This window comes from Polynucleobacter sp. VK25 (genome assembly GCF_018687355.1).
In the GTDB taxonomy this organism is placed as follows: domain Bacteria; phylum Pseudomonadota; class Gammaproteobacteria; order Burkholderiales; family Burkholderiaceae; genus Polynucleobacter.
Window position 1 is genome coordinate 875,488 of the sequence record NZ_CP061288.1, and the last position, 18,509, is coordinate 893,996.

The 18,509-nt window shown below is 47.3% G+C and carries 16 protein-coding genes, 2 tRNA genes and 1 riboswitch; of the genes, 7 read left to right on the top strand and 11 right to left on the bottom strand.

Translation table 11 applies throughout. The features are described 5' to 3' along the window. Positions 1–141: 141 nt before the first annotated feature. From AOC21_RS04570 to AOC21_RS04585, 4 genes are all read left to right on the top strand, one after another. On the top strand, positions 142–1,116 hold the full coding sequence (locus AOC21_RS04570) for a tripartite tricarboxylate transporter substrate binding protein (protein ID WP_215392582.1): 975 nt from the start codon (positions 142–144) through the stop codon (positions 1,114–1,116). Beyond that, positions 1,113–1,988 (top strand): oxaloacetate decarboxylase, encoded by an 876-nt coding sequence (locus tag AOC21_RS04575; protein WP_215392583.1) that lies wholly within the window; start codon positions 1,113–1,115, stop codon positions 1,986–1,988. Before AOC21_RS04570 ends, AOC21_RS04575 begins: the two co-directional genes overlap by 4 nt. 27 nt (positions 1,989–2,015) lie before the next feature. After that, entirely contained in the window at positions 2,016–3,083 is a 1,068-nt protein-coding gene (locus tag AOC21_RS04580) for an alpha/beta fold hydrolase (RefSeq protein ID WP_215392584.1), read from the top strand. A gap of 126 nt (positions 3,084–3,209) precedes the next feature. Beyond that, complete coding sequence (locus AOC21_RS04585; protein ID WP_215392585.1) at positions 3,210–3,794, top strand: hypothetical protein; 585 nt, start codon at positions 3,210–3,212, stop codon at positions 3,792–3,794. Between the two features lie 65 nt (positions 3,795–3,859). On the opposite strand, the gene AOC21_RS04590 is transcribed toward AOC21_RS04585, so the two are convergent. Then, positions 3,860–3,935: transfer RNA gene (locus AOC21_RS04590), tRNA-Asn, on the bottom strand. Positions 3,936–3,956: 21 nt separating this feature from the next. On the opposite strand from AOC21_RS04590, the gene thiD reads away from it, so the two are divergent. Continuing rightward, entirely contained in the window at positions 3,957–4,844 is an 888-nt protein-coding gene (gene thiD, locus AOC21_RS04595; RefSeq protein WP_215392586.1) for a bifunctional hydroxymethylpyrimidine kinase/phosphomethylpyrimidine kinase, read from the top strand. Positions 4,845–4,862: 18 nt separating this feature from the next. On the opposite strand, the gene thiE is transcribed toward thiD, so the two are convergent. The 10 genes from thiE to AOC21_RS04645 all read right to left on the bottom strand — a co-directional run bounded on the left by thiE (position 4,863) and on the right by AOC21_RS04645 (position 13,980). Next, positions 4,863–5,789 (bottom strand): thiamine phosphate synthase, encoded by a 927-nt coding sequence (thiE, locus tag AOC21_RS04600; RefSeq protein ID WP_215392587.1) that lies wholly within the window; start codon positions 5,787–5,789, stop codon positions 4,863–4,865. A 35-nt stretch (positions 5,790–5,824) separates the two neighbouring features. After that, entirely contained in the window at positions 5,825–6,643 is an 819-nt protein-coding gene (locus AOC21_RS04605) for a thiazole synthase (protein WP_215392588.1), read from the bottom strand. Between the two features lie 20 nt (positions 6,644–6,663). Then, positions 6,664–6,861: a sulfur carrier protein ThiS gene (gene thiS / locus AOC21_RS04610; RefSeq protein WP_215392589.1), complete on the bottom strand. Its 198-nt coding sequence runs from the start codon at positions 6,859–6,861 to the stop codon at positions 6,664–6,666. Next, complete coding sequence (locus AOC21_RS04615) at positions 6,852–8,000, bottom strand: FAD-dependent oxidoreductase (protein WP_215392590.1); 1,149 nt, start codon at positions 7,998–8,000, stop codon at positions 6,852–6,854. The genes thiS and AOC21_RS04615 overlap by 10 nt, the downstream gene beginning before the upstream one ends. 25 nt (positions 8,001–8,025) lie before the next feature. Further along, positions 8,026–9,966 (bottom strand): phosphomethylpyrimidine synthase ThiC, encoded by a 1,941-nt coding sequence (thiC, locus tag AOC21_RS04620; protein WP_251371579.1) that lies wholly within the window; start codon positions 9,964–9,966, stop codon positions 8,026–8,028. Positions 9,967–10,003: 37 nt separating this feature from the next. Next, positions 10,004–10,112, bottom strand: a riboswitch (TPP riboswitch). Between the two features lie 84 nt (positions 10,113–10,196). Continuing rightward, positions 10,197–11,030: a DUF4743 domain-containing protein gene (locus AOC21_RS04625; RefSeq protein ID WP_215392591.1), complete on the bottom strand. Its 834-nt coding sequence runs from the start codon at positions 11,028–11,030 to the stop codon at positions 10,197–10,199. Positions 11,031–11,255: 225 nt separating this feature from the next. Next, positions 11,256–11,330, bottom strand: a tRNA-Arg gene (locus AOC21_RS04630). 57 nt (positions 11,331–11,387) lie between these two features. Beyond that, positions 11,388–11,531 (bottom strand): hypothetical protein, encoded by a 144-nt coding sequence (locus AOC21_RS04635; RefSeq protein WP_215392592.1) that lies wholly within the window; start codon positions 11,529–11,531, stop codon positions 11,388–11,390. Further along, a complete protein-coding gene (locus tag AOC21_RS04640) occupies positions 11,524–12,756 on the bottom strand; it encodes an MFS transporter (protein WP_215392593.1) in 1,233 nt (410 codons plus the stop codon). Before AOC21_RS04640 ends, AOC21_RS04635 begins: the two co-directional genes overlap by 8 nt. 3 nt (positions 12,757–12,759) lie before the next feature. Continuing rightward, positions 12,760–13,980 carry a CaiB/BaiF CoA-transferase family protein gene (locus AOC21_RS04645; RefSeq protein ID WP_215392594.1) on the bottom strand — a complete coding sequence of 407 codons (1,221 nt, stop codon included), beginning with the start codon at positions 13,978–13,980 and terminating at the stop codon, positions 12,760–12,762. A gap of 79 nt (positions 13,981–14,059) precedes the next feature. Here AOC21_RS04645 and AOC21_RS04650 point away from each other — a divergent pair, with 79 nt between their 5' ends. After that, positions 14,060–16,048, top strand: a complete 1,989-nt coding sequence (locus tag AOC21_RS04650; RefSeq protein ID WP_215392595.1) for a DNA topoisomerase IV subunit B — start codon at positions 14,060–14,062, stop codon at positions 16,046–16,048. A gap of 74 nt (positions 16,049–16,122) precedes the next feature. Then, positions 16,123–18,498 carry a DNA topoisomerase IV subunit A gene (parC, locus tag AOC21_RS04655; RefSeq protein WP_251371604.1) on the top strand — a complete coding sequence of 792 codons (2,376 nt, stop codon included), beginning with the start codon at positions 16,123–16,125 and terminating at the stop codon, positions 18,496–18,498. Positions 18,499–18,509: the final 11 nt, after the last annotated feature.

Here is an 18,509-nt window from a genome sequence, read left to right on the forward strand (position 1 = left end):
TTGGTTGGGGTGATCCCTGATGGGGAGGTCATATTTGAGCTTTTGTAGCTAAAAGTGATATGAGGGTTGGTTTCTAGCTGTTTCCCCGTCTCGGAAAAGGATTCATAATGCGCAATAACTAAAAAAATGGAGACAAATCTCATGAAGGTATTTTTAAAGTCGGCTCTTGCTGGTGTGACGCTGGCGGGTGTCTTATTTAGCTCATTAGCGAATGCACAAGCTTGGCCACAAAAGCCTATTAAATTTATCGTCCCTTTCTCTGCTGGGGGCGCCAATGATTTGATGGCGAGAGCTGCAGCTGAAGGCGCATCAAAAGTGATAGGGCAAGCCATTGTGGTTGAAAATAAACCGGGTGCCGGTGGAACGCTGGGTACAGTGTTTGTCAGCAAAAGCGCGCCAGACGGATATACATTTTTAATTAGTGCAGCAGGCGTTGTGTCTAACAATATGATCAAGAAGACGACCAACTATAAAGATGGTGATTTGGTGCCAGTAGTCATGATTGGTTTAGCCCCATCAGTGATTGTTGTTTCTTCTGAATCTAGCTATAAAAATTTACGAAATTTTGTTGATGCTTCAAAAGAAGGGCAGGGTCTTCACTTTGCTACTGCTGGCACTGGAAGTACTCCACACTTTGTGGCAGAACTACTCAATACAAAATATGGTGCCAAGTTAATCCCAGTTCCTTACAAGAGTGGCTCTGAAGGTGCTTCTGCCGTGATGGGCGGTCAAGTAGCTGGCACCTCTGAGGCTAGCATTGTGGCTTTGCCTCACATCAAACCAGGGGGAAAATTTAGGCCATTAGCGACTACTTGGACAAAACGTATTTCGGCATATCCCGAGTTATCTACAGCTGTCGAGCAGGGATTCCCAGATTTGCAAATTGCGCATTGGGCAGGCATACATGCCCCTGTTGGCGTATCCCCTGAAATCATGGATAAGCTAGCGGCAGCTGTTGATGTCGCTATGAAGTCTCCACAGGTTGCAGATCGTTTAAAGGGTCAGGGAATAGAGCCTGTTGGCGGGACTCGTGCCTCGTTCATTGAATTCGTGGATGCTGAGCGCGCTCGTTTAGGTTCAATAGTGAAAGCTGCCAATATGAAGGATGATCAATGAAATTAGATTACGAGCTTGGCTCTCTCTTGCGCCAGAAAGTTGAAACAAGAAAGGGTTTGCTGGTTGCTGGAGCAGCAAATGCTTTAGCTGCAAGGATTATTTATGAACTTGGTTTTGAGGCGATTTACCTCAGTGGCGCCGGCTTAACCAATACCTTTTACGGCGTTCCTGATTTAGGTTTTGTGGGATTAAGTGACCTAGTAGGGCATACCTCTGCAATGCGCGATGCAATGCCATTGCCTATTATTGTCGACGCTGATACGGGTTTTGGTAATGCACTTAATGTGAGACAGACGGTACGTCAGTTAGAGCGCGCCGGAGCTAATGCCATTCAGATTGAAGATCAGGTTATGCCTAAAAAATGCGGCCATTTTTCTGATAAATCTGTAATTGAGCCAATGGAAATGGTTTCCAAAATTCAGGCGGCGGTTGATGCGCGAGATAGTAAAGATTTTTTAATCATTGCCCGAACGGATGCCCGAGCGATACATGGCTTGGATGATGCTCTGGCTCGAGCAGCGCTATATGCCGAACATGGTGCTGACATTACGTTCGTCGAAGCGCCTGTTAATGTCAGTGAGCTCAAACGAATTGCATCAGAGCTTACATGTCCGCAGATAGTGAATGTGGTGATTGGTGGAAAAACACCATGCTTACCCCAACAAGAATTTGCGCAAATGGGTTTTGGCATTGTGTTGTATGCCAATGCAGCACTTCAAGGTGCAATGCGTGGCATGACCAATGCACTCTCGCATTTAAAGACTCACGGAGAGTTGCATGAGGATCTCAATTTAGTTGCATCCTTTGAGGAGCGTCAGCGATTCGTGCAAAAACCTTTTTTCGATAACTTGTCAGAAAAGTACAAAAAGTAGTTCCAAAATTATTCCCAAGGGAGCGGTATGCAATTTCTATTCAACCAATTTACTAAAATTATTTTCTGTGCTGCGCTCTCATTTTTATTGATTGGAGTAAGTTTTGGACAGACAGGCCCACAACCTAAAGAGGGCGTCTGGATAGCTAAGAATTTTCGCTTTCATACTGGTGAAGTGATGCCCGAGATGAAGATTGGTTACATTACGATCGGCGACCCAAGCGGCATTCCAGTCGTGATCCTGCATGGCACTGCTGGCACTGCAAAAGGTATGCTTTCAAAGAACTTTGGCGGTGAATTATTTGGCCCAGGCCAGATTCTGGATGCAAGTAAATATTTCATCATCATTCCTGATGCAATTGGAGTGGGTAAATCAAGCAAGCCATCGGATGGTCTTAAAACCAAGTTCCCCCACTACAACTATGAGGATATGGTTGACGCGCAATATAGATTGGTATCCGAAGGCCTAGGGATTAACCATCTACGTTTAGTTCTAGGAAATTCTATGGGTGGTATGCAGACGTGGTTATGGGGAATTCAATATCCTGATTACATGGATTTACTCGTGCCGATGGCATCTTCACCCACGCAGATGTCAGGTCGCAATTGGATGATGCGTAGGATGATTATTGACTCCATCAAAAACGATCCAGAGTGGCAGGGTGGTAATTACACCAAACAACCAAAGAGCCTCCAATTTGCTAGTGTGTATTTCAATATCGGCTTTAGCGGAGGCAATCAAGGGCTCTATAAGTTGGCACCAAGCAGCGATGCGGCTGATCAACTATTGAATCAACGATTGAGCGCTTCTTTTGTTGCTGATGCGAATGACAATCTCTATCAGTGGGAGTCATCGCGAGATTACAACCCAACGCCTCACCTTGAAAAAATTAAAGCAAGAGTGCTGGCAATTAACTCGGCTGATGACGAAAGAAATCCACCCGAGTTGGGTTTTATGCAGAAAGAACTACCAAGAATGAAGAATGCCAAGCTGTATCTCATTCCGGCCTCACCCGAGACCTCTGGTCATAGCACTACTGGGCAGGCGAAGTGGTGGAATAAAGAGTTGGCAGTTACTTTAGATGATATGAAGTAATCACTAAATAAATTGCTGGCCAATGAAGAGTATCCTAATGAGTCTGTGAAGAGCATTGTAAAAATGAACGGGGAGCCTTCCCTTTGACTTTTCACCTTAAATTGAAGGCATCAACGAAAGAATGCAATGACAAAACTTACATCCAAGCCCATCTTAAAAAAAGCCGCCGGCATCTTGGCTCAGGATTTTGCAATACCTAAAGATATAGCTTGGGCATGGGTTACTTTACTGCTCTCTCAAGAGGAGCAGAAGCGCGACAGCGAAGAAAAACGCTATAGCCGTATTGCAGAATTCGAAACTTGGATTTTGGGCCTAAGCCTACCAACTGATCCAAAGAATTCAGAGAGTGGCGCAGTGAGTCCGGCGTCCGTAAAAAATTCCGCAAGAAATGTCTTTGAGTGGCCCCATGAATACATCTTTGAAGAGCCTGTAGCGCCAAAGCATCTAGATGCCAAAGTAACTTATAGCGATACCATCACCAAACCCATTTTGGATGCCGTTAAAGATGCAGGCGGATCCGATGATCGCGCAGCACTTATCGCTATCTTGGAGGGCTACGCTAAAGAGGGTCAAGAGCCTTTTGCCAATGTCACGCCTGAAGGTATTGAATGGAAAGGTAGCGCTTGGAAGGAGGGTGATAAATACAATCTCCTGACAATCAAGACTCTCCATAACCGTCTAGCCAATTTAAGCAAGAAGGGCTTGATCTAAGAAATTGACTTAGCTGGGTTTTCTAAAGAAAAAGCCCCTAAATCACTTTAGGGGCTTTACTTATTTGGCTCCTCGACCTGGGCTCGAACCAGGGACCTACGGATTAACAGTCCGGCGCTCTACCGACTGAGCTATCGAGGAATAAGCCGATATTATAGCAAGATGAAATCACTTCTTCCCACTTCTGTACGGATCCCCAAAGTACTGACCATAGCTGGGTCTGATAGCGGCGGCGGAGCGGGGCTTCAGGCTGATCTTAAGGTAATCACTGCCTTGGGCGGCTATGGTATGTCGGTTATTACAGCTATTACCGCTCAAAATACCTTGGGAGTCACACGTATTCAGGATATAGATCTTGATGTTGTTGAGGCCCAGATTGATGCTGTTTTATTGGATATCGGGGCTGATATTGTCAAAATCGGGATGCTGGCAAGCCCAGAAATAGTCCGAACAGTTGCCAAGTCTTTGCGCAGACTTGGTGTGAAGCGAATTGTCCTAGACCCTGTTTTGCGTGCTACTTCGGGAGCAAGCTTGGGTGGTGACGATACCGCTCAAGCGATCATTACTGAATTGTTTCCGATTGCATCACTCATCACACCAAATTTAGAAGAGGCATCTTTATTGCTCGGCCGCGAGATTAATGGCCCCGATGACTTCAAATTAGCCGCAGAAGAATTGCTCGATATGGGGCCGCAAGCAGTCCTGATTAAAGGTGGGCATTTGGATAGTACGCATACGCAAATTACCGATTATTTAATGTGGCGCACCATTGAAGATGGTCTCGAAGTTGTTCAATCAAAAGAGTTCAAGCACTACCGCGTTAATACTGCCAATACTCACGGTACTGGGTGTTCATTAGCATCTGCTATCGCTACTTATCTTGCTGATAGTCATGATCTCGCTCATGCAGTTGCTAAGGCTATATCTTATGTTGAGGCAGGCTTGGAAGCGGGGCGCTTTCTATCTATCGGTGAAGGTCCTGGGCCCTTATGGCATATGCACGACTTCTATCCAACCGCACTGCTAGATGAAAAAGAAAAGTATGAATAAAGATTTAAAGCAATAGCCTTAAGCCTGCATTAATTCTTGCAGGTGCTTTACTGCTACCTTTGGATCTTTGGCTTGCGTAATAGCCCTCACCACAGCAACAGAGCCAACCCCGCTTTTAGCCACGGCATGAATGCTGTCTTGATCAATGCCGCCGATGGCAACTAGAGAGTAGTTGCTCATGAGCTTGCTATATTGATATAAACGACCAAGGCCTTGGGGTGCTGTCGGCATCTTCTTTAAATTTGTTGGAAAAACTGCGCCCATCGCAATATAGCTTGGGCAAAAACGATCTGCATATGCAAGCTCTGCATATCCATGAGTGCTAATACCGAGGCGCAATCCTGCATCACGAATTTCATCAAGGTTGGCAGTGACTAAATCCTCTTGTCCAAGATGCACGCCATAAGCACCCGCATCAATCGCCTCTTGCCAATAATCATTAATAAACAGCAGTGTCTTGCTGTCTTTTGCAGCAGCAACAGATTCTTTTATCTGTTTTCGGATCTTGGCCTTTTCATCCGATTTAAAACGCAATTGCACGGTAGGGATTTCTGCATCGACCATGCGTTTTATCCAATCAGCATCTGGCATGACGCCATATAGGCCTAGGCGCTTAGGACATTCCTTAAACGCATTGGGATTCATATTGCGACTCCAAGGCAGCAAATCAAAATGCTCTGGCCTGCTAGGCCATTTCAGGGGATTAAAGCCGCCATCTTGCAAGGTCATTCGCGACCATGCTTTTCCAAGGATTCTGGCATCCGACTCAATGAATCCCATTTCCACGCTAGCTAATGCACCCGCTAATTCGTAATGATCGACGGCTACCTCGTTATCAATTAGCGGAGGCGGGGAGTTAAGGCTAAATGTCGGGATCGGAATGCATAGATCATCATTGCGATGGGCTGCCACGATTTGGTCTGCTAGGTCGCGAATGAGGCTCATAAGTTCAGTGTACTTAACTTGGTGTAACTAGGTAACTAGGATTGGTGCCAAAACGGAGTGCCCACTAAAGGTGTGCTTGCCTGCGCTGACTCTTGTGGCTTCATAGCGCCCGATAAATAGGCTGCACGACCCGAATCAACCGCCATGGCAAAGGCTTTGGCCATCACTACAGGATCATCGGCTAATGCTACTGCGGTATTGAGAAGTACGCCATCAAATCCCCATTCCATGACGGTGCAAGCATGTGAAGGAAGACCCAAGCCCGCATCGACTAAAAGCGGAACTTTCAGGCGGTCACGCAAGAGTTTCATGGCATAAGGATTTAAAGGCCCCTGGCCAGTACCAATCGGTGCAGCCCATGGCATGACTGCCTGGCAGCCCACATCAACCAACCGTTGGCACAAAATGAGATCTTCAGTGCAATACGGCAAGACCTTAAAGCCATCTTTAATCAGCGTTTCTGCAGTTTGCACTAAACGCAGAACATCAGGCTGCAAGGTGTAGTCGTCGCCAATGAGTTCTAGCTTGATCCAATCCGTCTCAAAAACTTCACGCGCCATTTGGGCTGTTGTTATTGCTTCTTGTGGACTATGACATCCAGCCGTATTAGGTAAAACTGGAACGGCCATCTTCTTGAGTAAATCCCAAAAGCCGCTATGCGCTTCAGTAGTCGAAGTGCCTTGGCGCCGCAAACTCACGGTAATCATGGCAGGATTCGATGCAAGAACAGCATTCTCTAAAACCTGAGGGGACGGATAGCGTGAGGTCCCTAATAGCAAACGGCTGGCAAAGCTCTCGCCATACAGAACAAGAGTATCAGCGCTATTCAGGTTGCTAGGTAGGGGGGCGTTCATATCAATTAACTCATTCTTGATCAACCGCCGGTAACCGGGGTAATCACTTCAATTTGATCATTTTCATTTAAGACAAACTCTGCGTGTTTAGTCTTGGGTACAAAATGTAGATTCACGGCAACGGCATAGGGTGGCTTGGCATTAATCAAGGCTAACGCATCACTCACCAAACTTTGGCTTGGTAGGTCATAGGCAACTTGGTTCACAATCACGCGCATACAGTCTCTACCTGTATGTTGTTATGAGTAACGCTCAAACCTAATTCCAATGCAGTATTACTGCCACCGAACTCTAAAAGCTCTAAGGTGCAATCGAGCACTGCTGGTGAAATCATAAAACCATGACGATATAAGCCATTGATCATGATCAAATCAACCAGGCCTTTATCTTTGCTAGAACGTATTTCCGGAAGATTATTTTTTAATGTGGGACGACATTGGGTTGCCATTTCCAAAATACGGGCTTCCGCAAAGCCACTATGTACTGTATAGACTGCACTCAGTAGCTCCATAGCAGAGCGCACACTCATGTCTGAGAGATCATCAGATTCAATTTCAGTGGCGCCCACTACATAGACATCATTTTCTTTGGGGGCAATGTAGATTGGATAGCGCGGATGTATCAAGCGAGTAGGACGACGCAGCTTGACCTCTGGAGCGTATAGCCGAATCACTTCTCCACGTACACCACGCAGGGTATTAGGTTTATCGCCAGCTGACCAAGACTCTTTTGCACCAGTGCCACGACAATCAATTACTGTTTGATAGCAGGATTGCGTTCTTAATTCTTGAGGGTCAACTTCTGTATGCCAGTGGCAATTGACCTTCAGAAGCTTTAACTCACTCTCGAGTGCATTTAATAGTTGGCGATTATCTAGCTGCCCTTCATTGGGTAGATATAAGCCTTGATTAAATCGGTCAGCAACACCTGGCTCAAGCTCACGCAATGCTTCAGCACTTAACTTTTGCGGCGCACTGAGCTCAGAATTAGAGCGACAGTTTTTTTCCAGATGTGCAGCAAACCGATCCGCATCACTAGCATCTTGTCGATGCCAGAGAATGAGCGTGCCATCTTGCTGAAAATAAACCGAGTTAGATAACTCTGAAATAAGTTGCTTCCAGCGTGGCAGGCTATACAAACCCATGCGTACAACAGAATCTTCGGTGATGGCAGACTCTGCCAATGGTGCCAACATTGCCGCCGCAATACGTGCAGCAGCATGGGCGCCATCCGGGCCGCCTTTATCAAACAGATCCACTTGAGCGCCGCCTTTAGCAAGTGCAAGCGCTAGCAGGCGACCCATCAGGCCGCCGCCAACAATTGCATATTTGCTATTGGAGAAGCTCACGCTAGTCATGGGTTACCCAATCGCTCCAGTCTGCTTACTGATAAATTTCACTGCCGCGCTTACGGAACTCTGCGGACATTTCTTCCATACCCTTGGAGGCATCATTGACTTCAGTAATCGGAATGACCTTCGCCTTAGGGTTGCCATCAGCATCTAAGGTTGCAGCGTAGTCACGTACCTCCTGGGTGATCTTCATTGAGCAGAACTTCGGACCGCACATGGAGCAGAAGTGAGCAATCTTGGCACCTTCAGCTGGCAAGGTTGCATCGTGATACTCACGTGCACGCTCTGGATCCAAGCCAAGATTAAATTGATCTTCCCAGCGGAATTCAAAGCGGGCTTTAGATAATGCGTTATCTCGCACTTGTGCACCCGGTAAACCTTTTGCTAAATCGGCGCCATGAGCGGCAATCTTATAAGTAATGATGCCTTCACGAACATCCTCTTTATCTGGCAAGCCTAAATGCTCTTTTGGTGTGACGTAGCAAAGCATTGCCGTGCCGTACCAACCAATTTGTGCTGCACCAATACCGCTGGTGATGTGATCGTACCCAGGGGCGATGTCGGTAATCAATGGTCCAAGTGTATAGAAGGGGGCTTCTAAGCAGTGCTTGAGCTCTTCGGTCATATTTTCTTCAATACGCTGCATTGGCACGTGACCAGGACCTTCGATCATGACTTGCACATCATGTTTCCATGCTTTAGCAGTCAATTCACCGAGGGTATGGAGTTCGCCGAACTGAGCAGCATCATTGGAGTCAGCAATACAACCAGGACGCAAGCCATCTCCTAGGCTAAATGACACGTCATAGGCTTTCATGATCTCGCAGATCTCATCAAACTTCGTATAGAGGAAGTTTTCTTTGTGATGAGCAAGGCACCATTTAGCCATGATCGAGCCACCACGAGAAACAATGCCAGTAATACGGTCAGCAGTCAGTGGCACATAGCGCAGCAATACACCTGCGTGAATAGTGAAGTAGTCCACGCCTTGCTCGGCTTGCTCAATCAAGGTATCGCGGAACATTTCCCAGGTGAGATCCTCTGCAATGCCGCCGGTTTTATCTAATGCTTGATAAATCGGAACAGTGCCAATTGGTACTGGTGAATTACGAATAATCCATTCACGCGTCTCGTGAATATGCTTGCCAGTGGAGAGATCCATGATGGTATCTGCACCCCATCGAATCGACCAAACCATCTTTTCTACTTCTTCATTGATCGATGAGGTAACCGCAGAGTTGCCCAAGTTGCCGTTAATCTTCACGCGGAAGTTACGACCAATAATCATTGGCTCTAATTCAGGGTGATTGATGTTGGCTGGGATGATCGCGCGGCCTGCAGCAATCTCTGAGCGTACAAATTCACCGGTGATGATCTCAGGTAAGTTTGCGCCATAGCTTTTGCCTGGGTGCTGCTTGAGGAGTTGCTTGTATGCAGGATCTTTACGCAATTGCTCAAGGCCCATAGATTCGCGCAGCGCGATATATTCCATTTCAGGGGTAATGATTCCCTGACGGGCGTAATACATCTGACTCACGTTATGACCAGATTTGGCTACGCGCGGCGCACTAATGTGTGCAAAGCGTAAATTTTGTGTAGCCTCATCTAGTGAGCGCGCAACACCATATTCAGAAGTAGGGCCGGCAAGTTGAACGGTGTCATTGCGCTCTGCAATCCAAGCATCACGCAATCTTGGTAAGCCTTTTTCTAAATTGATCACCACATCTGGATCGCTGTATGGTCCTGAAGTGTCATAGACAGGTACTGGCGGATTTGCCAACATCTCTTCACCTACGCGAGTAGGTAGTTGCTCGATCATGCGGATCGGCGCTTTGATATCCGGTCTTGAGCCTTGGAGGTATGTTTTTGTTGAGGCTGGATAGGCAAATTTTTGCCCAAAGTCGCGCTCCAAGCTTTTTAAACTTGGAATCTCGTGCTTAGCGTTTTTATTTGAAGTTTTGCCTGTACTCATGTCCATCTCCTAGCTGTTTTAGATGGACGAAACCGGGTGTCGGTCTGATGTAACTCCCCACGCCAGCATTACCTGGATCGGGTTCTAGGGTCTTTCTCAGCACCTTCAAGCTAAATCCGCTTTGAAGGGCACCCCTGTTTCATCCTTAAAGAGAATTTAACCACGAATCGGCGGATTACGGCATGACGCTAGTCAAGCAGGCTCAAACAGGACTCATGAGACCCAAAAGACTATTTGTTGCGGCGCAATATGAAGTCTGCCGTCACAAAAGCAGCATCAGAGGTGAACTCGTCAGCCAGAATTCTGGCGGCTGCCTCCGGGAGTGAGATTTCTATAAAACCACTAACTTCACCGTCATGATTGGTGGGGACAAAGTTATCTGCGAGCTCAAGGTCATAAACGTAAAGCTGCTCATCATGAAAGCCCCGACCAATGGATGGTCGTCGCATATGAATGCGACCTATAGGTTCGATCTGATCGGAAATCTGTTCGGGAACGCCCGCTTCCTCCCAAAGTTCACGTCGTGCACTGACCCACGGTGTTTCATCAGCAGTAATGCCACCAGCTGCCAAGTTGTCTAACTTACCTGGATCAGTAGGTTTGGTTTCGCTGCGCCTACCTAACCAAATGGTATTGCCTTGGGTATAGCCGTTGATATGAGTTGCCATGCTGCGAAAGCCAAAGGTACGAAAAGCAGCGCGCTCCATGCGAAAGTGCTTATGACCATTTTGATCAAGCCAAGCAAAGTCTTCGTTACGCCAGCCAGGAATAAAACCACCCAAGCGCATACGATTAGCCAATTGATAGAGGCTGTTCGATAAATCTCTAGGTTTGGTCAGATGAATGGAGAGCTTGTCATGGCCCATGACAATAAACGGGATAGATTCTTTTTGAAGCGATTCCTGCAGGTAAGGAATGAACTCCGGATTGAGATGGCCAATGAGTTGTTCGTCAGTTGCACCGCGTGATAAATAGATTGGTAAGTAATCCGCCGGAGCAGAACGCGCCGTATTTTGGAGCATTTCCTCAAGGGCTGCTAGCGTGCTGGTTGAAAGGCTGATCATGGCCTAAGTGTAAGGGAACTTGGCGTTCTGCGTCCTTATTGGCCCATATGCATAGCACAAAATCTTATAGGAACTAGATTAAATATTTAGAAGCAGGCACGCAAAACAGGGCAATACACACTGCACACAAATTAGGCAACCTAGGTCAGTCTATACAAATCTGTGACTTACGAAAATTTTTGTGGATTTATCCACAAGCCCTGTGGATAAGTCTGAAGATATTTTTGGTCCCGCCGACAGGAATCGAACCTGTATCCCACGCTTAGGAGGCATGTGCACTATCCATTGTGCTACGGCGAGTCGGATGTAAATCTAAAAATATGTTATGAAAAATTTTAATCAATTACTAGTCAAAAGTTACCACCCGCAGAGTGCCCATACTTGATTGGTAACAGCCATCATCATATCGGGTGCAAAGTACATTGAAAAAACAATCAGCAAAATAAACAAAGCAAATCCATAGGAAATGATGCTCCACATGGATTGTTTTTTCTTAAGCATTCGCCACTCTATGAATAGCACGCTCTTTTACAGGAAGATTGACTAGACATGCAAAGACACCCAATCCAATCGCAATTTCCCAAACAATTAAATAAGAGCCTGTTTGATCAAATAAATAACCACCTAAGAAAGCTCCGCAGAAGCTGCCAAGTTGATGCGAGAAAAAGATCAGACCTGAAAGCATCGTCAAATACTTCACACCAAAAATTTGCGCAACGATCCCATTAGTTAGTGGAATAGTAGAGAGCCATAAGAATCCCATGATGGCAGCAAAGATGTAGGTGCTCATCGGTGTTGGTGGCAGTAATAAGAATGCTGTAATGGCAATGGATCGCCCAATGTAGATTGCGGATAGCAAATGGCGCTTAGGAAAGTGTTGCCCTAAGATGCCTGAGCTATAGGTGCCAAAGATATTAAAGAGACCAATCAAGGCTAGAGCAGAAGTGGCGACTACAGGCGCCCCAACGGCTGGATAGCTAGAGGAGAGATCTTTAAGGTAGGGCGCCAAATGCACTGCAATAAATACCACCTGAAAGCCGCAAACGAAATAACCCAAGGTTAGGTAACGAAAGCTTGGATTGCCGATTGCTTCTTTTAAAGCCTGTTTGATCGTTTGATCGCCTAAATTATGGTTGTGGGTGAAATTCTGTTCACGCAACATAAATGCAGTTGGAATCATCAAGCTAGCCATCAAGGCCAACATGAGTAGAGCATCTTGTGTGCCAAACATGCTGAGCAGGCCTTGCTCCGCTGGAATCATAAGGAACTGTCCAAACGAACCAGCCGCAGCAGTAATGCCCATTGCCCAAACCCGTTTTTCTGCTGATACATTGCGGCCCAAGATTCCGTAGACCACGCTATAGGTCGTTGCGGTTTGTGCCAAGCCAATGAGTAAACCACCAGCCAGAGTGAAGTTCATCACGTCAGTAGAGATTGCCATGCCGGCTAAACCTAGGGCATACAAAATCCCACCGGCGACCATAATTTTGAATGCGCCATAACGATCAGCCAGCGCACCAGTGACGGGCTGCACTGCCCCCCAGATCAGATTTTGAAGGGCAATCGTCAGCGCAAATGTTTCGCGACCCCAGCCATTTGCTGAGGTAATGGGTAAATTAAAGAGTCCAAAGCCATGACGAATACCCATGGATAAGGTAACCATGAGACCGCCATAGATGAGGACCTGCTTCATCGAAAGTCCTGTTTTGGTGCTCTGGGTAGTCATGGCTTAGATGATTCCCTTGGTGCGTAGCTCTTCTATTGCTTGGTCATCAAGTTTGAGGCGCTCATGCAAGATCTCTTGGGTATGCTGTCCAAGAGTTGGTGGCGCCATGCGAACTTCGGTGGGCGTTTTCGATAGATGCATCGGACTAGCAACCAATTTCATAGTGCCAACAGTCGGATGCGGAACATCGATCTGTACGCCGCGATGGATAACCTGCTCATTCTCAAAGACTTCTTTGAAGTCATTGATCGGTCCGCAGGGAACGTTGGCTTTCTCAAGCAAAGCAATCCATTCCCCCTTGGTCTTCTTGCGTGTCATTTGCTCTAAAAGCGGAATAAGCTGCTTACGGTGTTCAACGCGCTGTGGGTTGGTGGCAAAGCGAGAGTCGTCCGCTAGCTGGGGTTCGCCACCTGCAGTCACAAAATGTCGGTATTGACCATCATTACCGGCGCCCACGATCATCCAGCCATCAGAGGTTGGGAAGGTTTGGTAGGGAACAATAATTGGGGAAGCATTGCCCCAACGTTTTGGTACTTCACCAGAAGTGAGATATGCGCTCGACACATTGGCCATGACGGCCACTTGCGTATCGAGTAGTGACATATCAATGTATTGACCTTCACCAGTGTGGTCGCGATGAACGATAGCTGCCAGGATTGCAGAGCTGGCATACATGCCTGTAAAGATGTCTGCTATTGCAACGCCAGATTTTTGTGGGCTAGCGCCTTCGAAGTCATGCGCCTCACCAGTCACACTCATGAAGCCGCCCATACCCTGAATAATAAAATCGTAGCCTGGGCGATGGGCGTAAGGACCGGTTTGTCCAAAGCCCGTAATTGAGCAGTAAATCAAATTCTCTTTGACCTTCTTCAGGCTCTCATAATCCAGCCCGTACTTTGCTAGGTCTCCTACTTTGTAGTTCTCAATCACGACATCAGACTCTGCAGCGAGTTTGCGAATGAGTTCCTGACCTTCGGGCTTGGCAATATCAACCGTAATAGAGCGCTTATTGCGGTTGATGCAAATAAAATAGGCAGATTCATCGGTTTCCTTGCCATTTGGGTCTTTGGCAAAAGGGGGCCCCCAATGGCGGGTATCGTCTCCAACCCCCGGTCTTTCGACTTTGATGACATCCGCACCCAAATCCGCTAGATTTTGAGCGCACCAAGGACCAGCCAAGACTCGGCTAAGGTCTAAAACGCGAATATGACTTAAGGCTCCCATCCCTCGATTTTGGCATGGATGACAGGGGCATTCCCGAAAATTTCGGCTTAGATCTCAGACATGACTACAATTTGCGCGCATGGCTACCCGTAAAACTTCCGAATACAGCGAATCGTCGATTCAGGTCCTAAAAGGACTGGAACCAGTCCGTCAACGGCCTGGAATGTACACCCGTACTGACAACCCACTCCATATCATTCAAGAGGTGCTCGATAACGCATCCGATGAAGCTTTAGGCGGGTTTGGTAAGCAAATCCTTGTCACCATGCATACCGATGGCAGCGTGAGCGTAGAAGATGATGGTCGTGGCATTCCAGTGGGCATGCATCCTACTGAGAAACTACCGGTGGTTGAGATTGTGTTTACCCAGCTTCATGCTGGCGGTAAGTTTGAAAAAGGGACTGGCGGTGCGTATGCATTCTCCGGTGGTTTGCATGGTGTTGGTGTTTCTGTAACCAATGCCTTATCTAAGAGATTAGAAGTCACCGTTTGGCGTGATGGCCAAATGTCGACATTGACATTTGCCGATGGCAAGGTGATTGAAAAGCTTAAGACGATTGCTTCTTCGAAAGAAGACAAGTCGCACGGTACTCGCGTGCGTGCTTGGCCAGACGGTAAGTATTTTGATAGCTCAGTAATACCAATGCCTGAGCTCATTCGCCTCTTGCGCTCCAAAGCAGTGTTATTGCCTGGCGTGAAGGTTACGCTGATTCAAGAAAAATCAGGCGATACCCAGACTTGGCAGTATGCACAAGGCTTACGCGGCTATTTAAATGAAGCCATTGCCCAAGCTGGTCATGGCGCAGAGGTAATTCCACCGTTCGAAGGTGAGCAATACGCTACTGGCACTGGAGATGATGATTCCTTTGCTGAAGGTGAGGGCGCAGCTTGGGTAGTTTGTTGGACTGAAGATGGTGCACCAGTGCGTGAGAGTTACGTGAACTTGATTCCAACTCCCGCTGGTGGAACCCATGAAAGCGGTCTGCGTGAAGGACTATTTAATGCTGTCAAAGGTTTTATTGAAATGCATGCATTGCAACCCAAAGGTGTGAAGCTCATGCCTGAGGACGTTTTTGCAAGAGCCTCATTCATCTTGTCTGCAAAGGTTTTAGATCCACAGTTCCAAGGTCAGATAAAAGAGCGTCTCAATTCTCGTGATGCCGTGCGTTTAGTTTCTGGATATGTGAAATCCGCCCTAGAGCTCTGGCTCAATCAGCATGTTGACTACGGTCGCAAGTTGGCCGATCTGGTAATTAAACAGGCGCAAGCCAGAACTCGTGCTGGCCAAAAGGTCGAGAAGAAGAAGTCCTCTGGGGTGGCGGTTCTCCCTGGAAAGCTCACTGATTGTGAGAGTCAAGACATTGGTATGAATGAAATCTTCCTAGTCGAGGGCGATTCCGCGGGCGGATCAGCCAAGATGGGTCGCAATAAGGAATATCAAGCCATCCTGCCATTGCGTGGCAAGGTTTTAAATACTTGGGAAGCTGAGCGTGATCGCTTGTTTGCCAATAATGAAGTGCATGACATTGCGGTAGCGATTGGCGTAGATCCTCACGGAGCCAATGACAATCCAGATCTATCTAATCTGCGCTACGGCAAGGTTTGCATTCTGTCTGATGCGGACGTCGATGGTGCGCATATTCAGGTCTTATTACTAACCTTGTTCTATAAGCACTTTCCGAAGCTGATTGAGTTGGGTCATGTCCATATTTCAAGACCGCCGCTCTTTAGGGTGGATGCCCCAGCGCGCGGGAAGAAGCCGGCGCAAAAGATTTATGCCTTGGATGCTAATGAGCTTCAAGCGATTGAAGATAAGTTGCGCAAAGATGGTGTTAAAGAAACAGCATGGCAAATCTCCCGCTTTAAGGGTTTGGGAGAAATGAGTGCAGAACAGCTTTGGGATACCACCTTAAATCCGGATACTCGCCGTTTACTGCCAGTAACACTAGGCACTTGGACTGAAGACGAAACATTTAAAACAATGGATATGTTGATGGGTAAATCGGAATCGGGTGCACGTCGTGACTGGTTGGAAGAGCGCGGCAATGAAGTGGAGGCAGACATCTAATGGCAACTAAAAAGACCCCCGGAAAAAATGATCCAGCCGAACAAGCGGATTTGTTTTCTATTCCCGCTGAAGAGATAGAAGTGGTAGAGGTTGATGAGGCTCCAGTTGTAGCAACTGCCTCTGGTGGTGGAGCGGGTAATCATGATCCCAAAACCATTGATCTGAATGAAGACGGTAAAGATAGCTTAACCCTTGCGGTATATGCAGAGCGCGCCTATTTGGATTACGCGATTAGCGTTGTAAAAGGCCGTGCACTACCTGATGTATCCGATGGTCAGAAGCCTGTGCAGCGCCGTATCTTGTTCTCCATGAGTGAAATGGGCTTGCGTGCTGATGCTAAGCCAGTAAAGAGCGCCCGTGTTGTGGGTGACGTACTTGGTAAGTTCCATCCCCATGGCGACCAATCTGCATACGATGCATTGGTTCGTTTAGCGCAAAGCTTTTCACTGCGTTATCCATTAATTGATGGTCAAGGTAACTTCGGCTCACGCGATGGTGATGGTGCAGCGGCAATGCGTTATACCGAGGCGCGCCTCACCAAGATCGCTAGTTTGCTGATGAGTGAGATTGACGAGGGTACGGTAGATTTTGCTCCGAACTACGACGGCTCATTCCAAGAGCCTAAATTATTACCGGCTCGCTTGCCATTCGTATTGCTCAATGGCGCATCAGGCATCGCTGTTGGTATGGCAACTGAGATTCCTTCACACAATCTACGTGAAGTCGCTACTGCTGCCATTGCTTTAATGAAGTCTCCGAAGATGAGTACTTCAGAATTGTTAGAGATCATGCCTGGTCCAGACTATCCAGGCGGTGGCCAAATTATTTCTTCTGCTGCAGAAATTGCGCAGATATACGAAGCAGGGCGCGGCAGTATTAAAGTGCGTGCGCGTTGGTCTGTTGAAGAGTTGGCCCGTGGTCAATGGCAGATTGTTGTCAATGAATTGCCACCAGCAACCTCTTCACAACGTGTCTTGCAAGAGATTGAAGAAATCACCAATCCTAAGGTGAAGGTTGGCAAGAAGACCTTAACCCCTGAGCAAAATAACCTCAAATCAACCATTCTGAATGTGCTTGATGGTGTTCGCGATGAATCCAGCAAGGATGCTGCGGTGCGTTTGGTATTTGAGCCCAAGAGCAAGAATATTGACGTTAATGAGTTCGTTAATCTTCTGTTAGCGCATACCTCATTGGAATCCAATGCGCCAATGAACTTGGTGATGATTGGTAATGATGGTCGTCCGCGTCAAAAAGGCTTAAAAGAAATTCTGTCTGAGTGGGTTGCATTTAGGGTTGCTACCGTCACGCGTAGAACTCAGCATCGCTTGGGCAAAGTGAAGGACCGTATGCATATTTTGGAAGGGCGCTTAACCGTTCTTCTCAATATTGATAAGGTCATTAAGATCATTCGCAATAGTGATGAGCCAAAGGCTGATCTGATCAAAGAGTTCAAGCTCAGCGATCGCCAAGCGGAAGACATTCTGGATATTCGTTTGCGTCAGTTGGCTCGCCTGGAAGGCATCAAGATTGAGCAAGAGCTTAAAGAGCTCAAAGCAGAGCGTGATGACTTGGATGGTTTATTGCAGAGTGATGCCGTCTTGCGTAAGCGCATCATTAAAGAAATCGAATCCGATATGAAGGATTTTGGAGATGATCGTCGCACCCTCATACAAGAAGACAAACGCGCTGTAGCTGAGACCAAGGTGATTGATGAGCCGGTTACAGTGATTGTTTCGCAAAAAGGCTGGGTACGTGTACGCCAAGGGCATGAGCACGACGCAACTCAGTTTGCTTTCAAGGCAGGCGATGCTTTGTATGCCACCTTTGAAGTGAGGACTGTAGACGTTATTCAAGGCTTTGGAAGTGATGGACGTGTGTACACCGTGCCCGTCAGCGAACTACCTGGCGCACGCGGTGACGGCTCGCCCTTGACGAGTTTTGTGAACTTGGCTGCTGGCTCACAAATGGTTGCTTACTACGCTGGCCAGCCCGATGATTTGGTATTGCTCTCGACTAAAGCAGGCTTTGGTTTCTTAGCCAATGTAGCCGACATGACTACGCGCAACAAGGCAGGTAAATCATTCTTGAGCATGGATGCCAAAGTTCCTGGTGATGCACCTTTGGGCGCTGCCAAGGTGAAGGTCGGCATGAAGCAAGTTGCTTGCTTATCTGAAGCCTCGAAGTTACTGGTCTTCCCATTGGATGAGTTAAAGCGTTTGCCAACGGGTGGTAAGGGCGTCATTCTGATGGGCTTGGATGATAAAGAGCACTTGGCGTCAGCTATCGCGGTTGGACCAGACGGCGCTACATATTCAGGTGCTGGCCGTGCTGGCAAGCCAACTGAACTCAGTTTGGATGCGAAAACCTTAAAATCATTTGCGCGTAACCGTGCACGCAAGGGTCACTTTGTTGAACCACGCTTGAAAGATGGCAAGTTAACAGCAAATTAACAACAAATTAA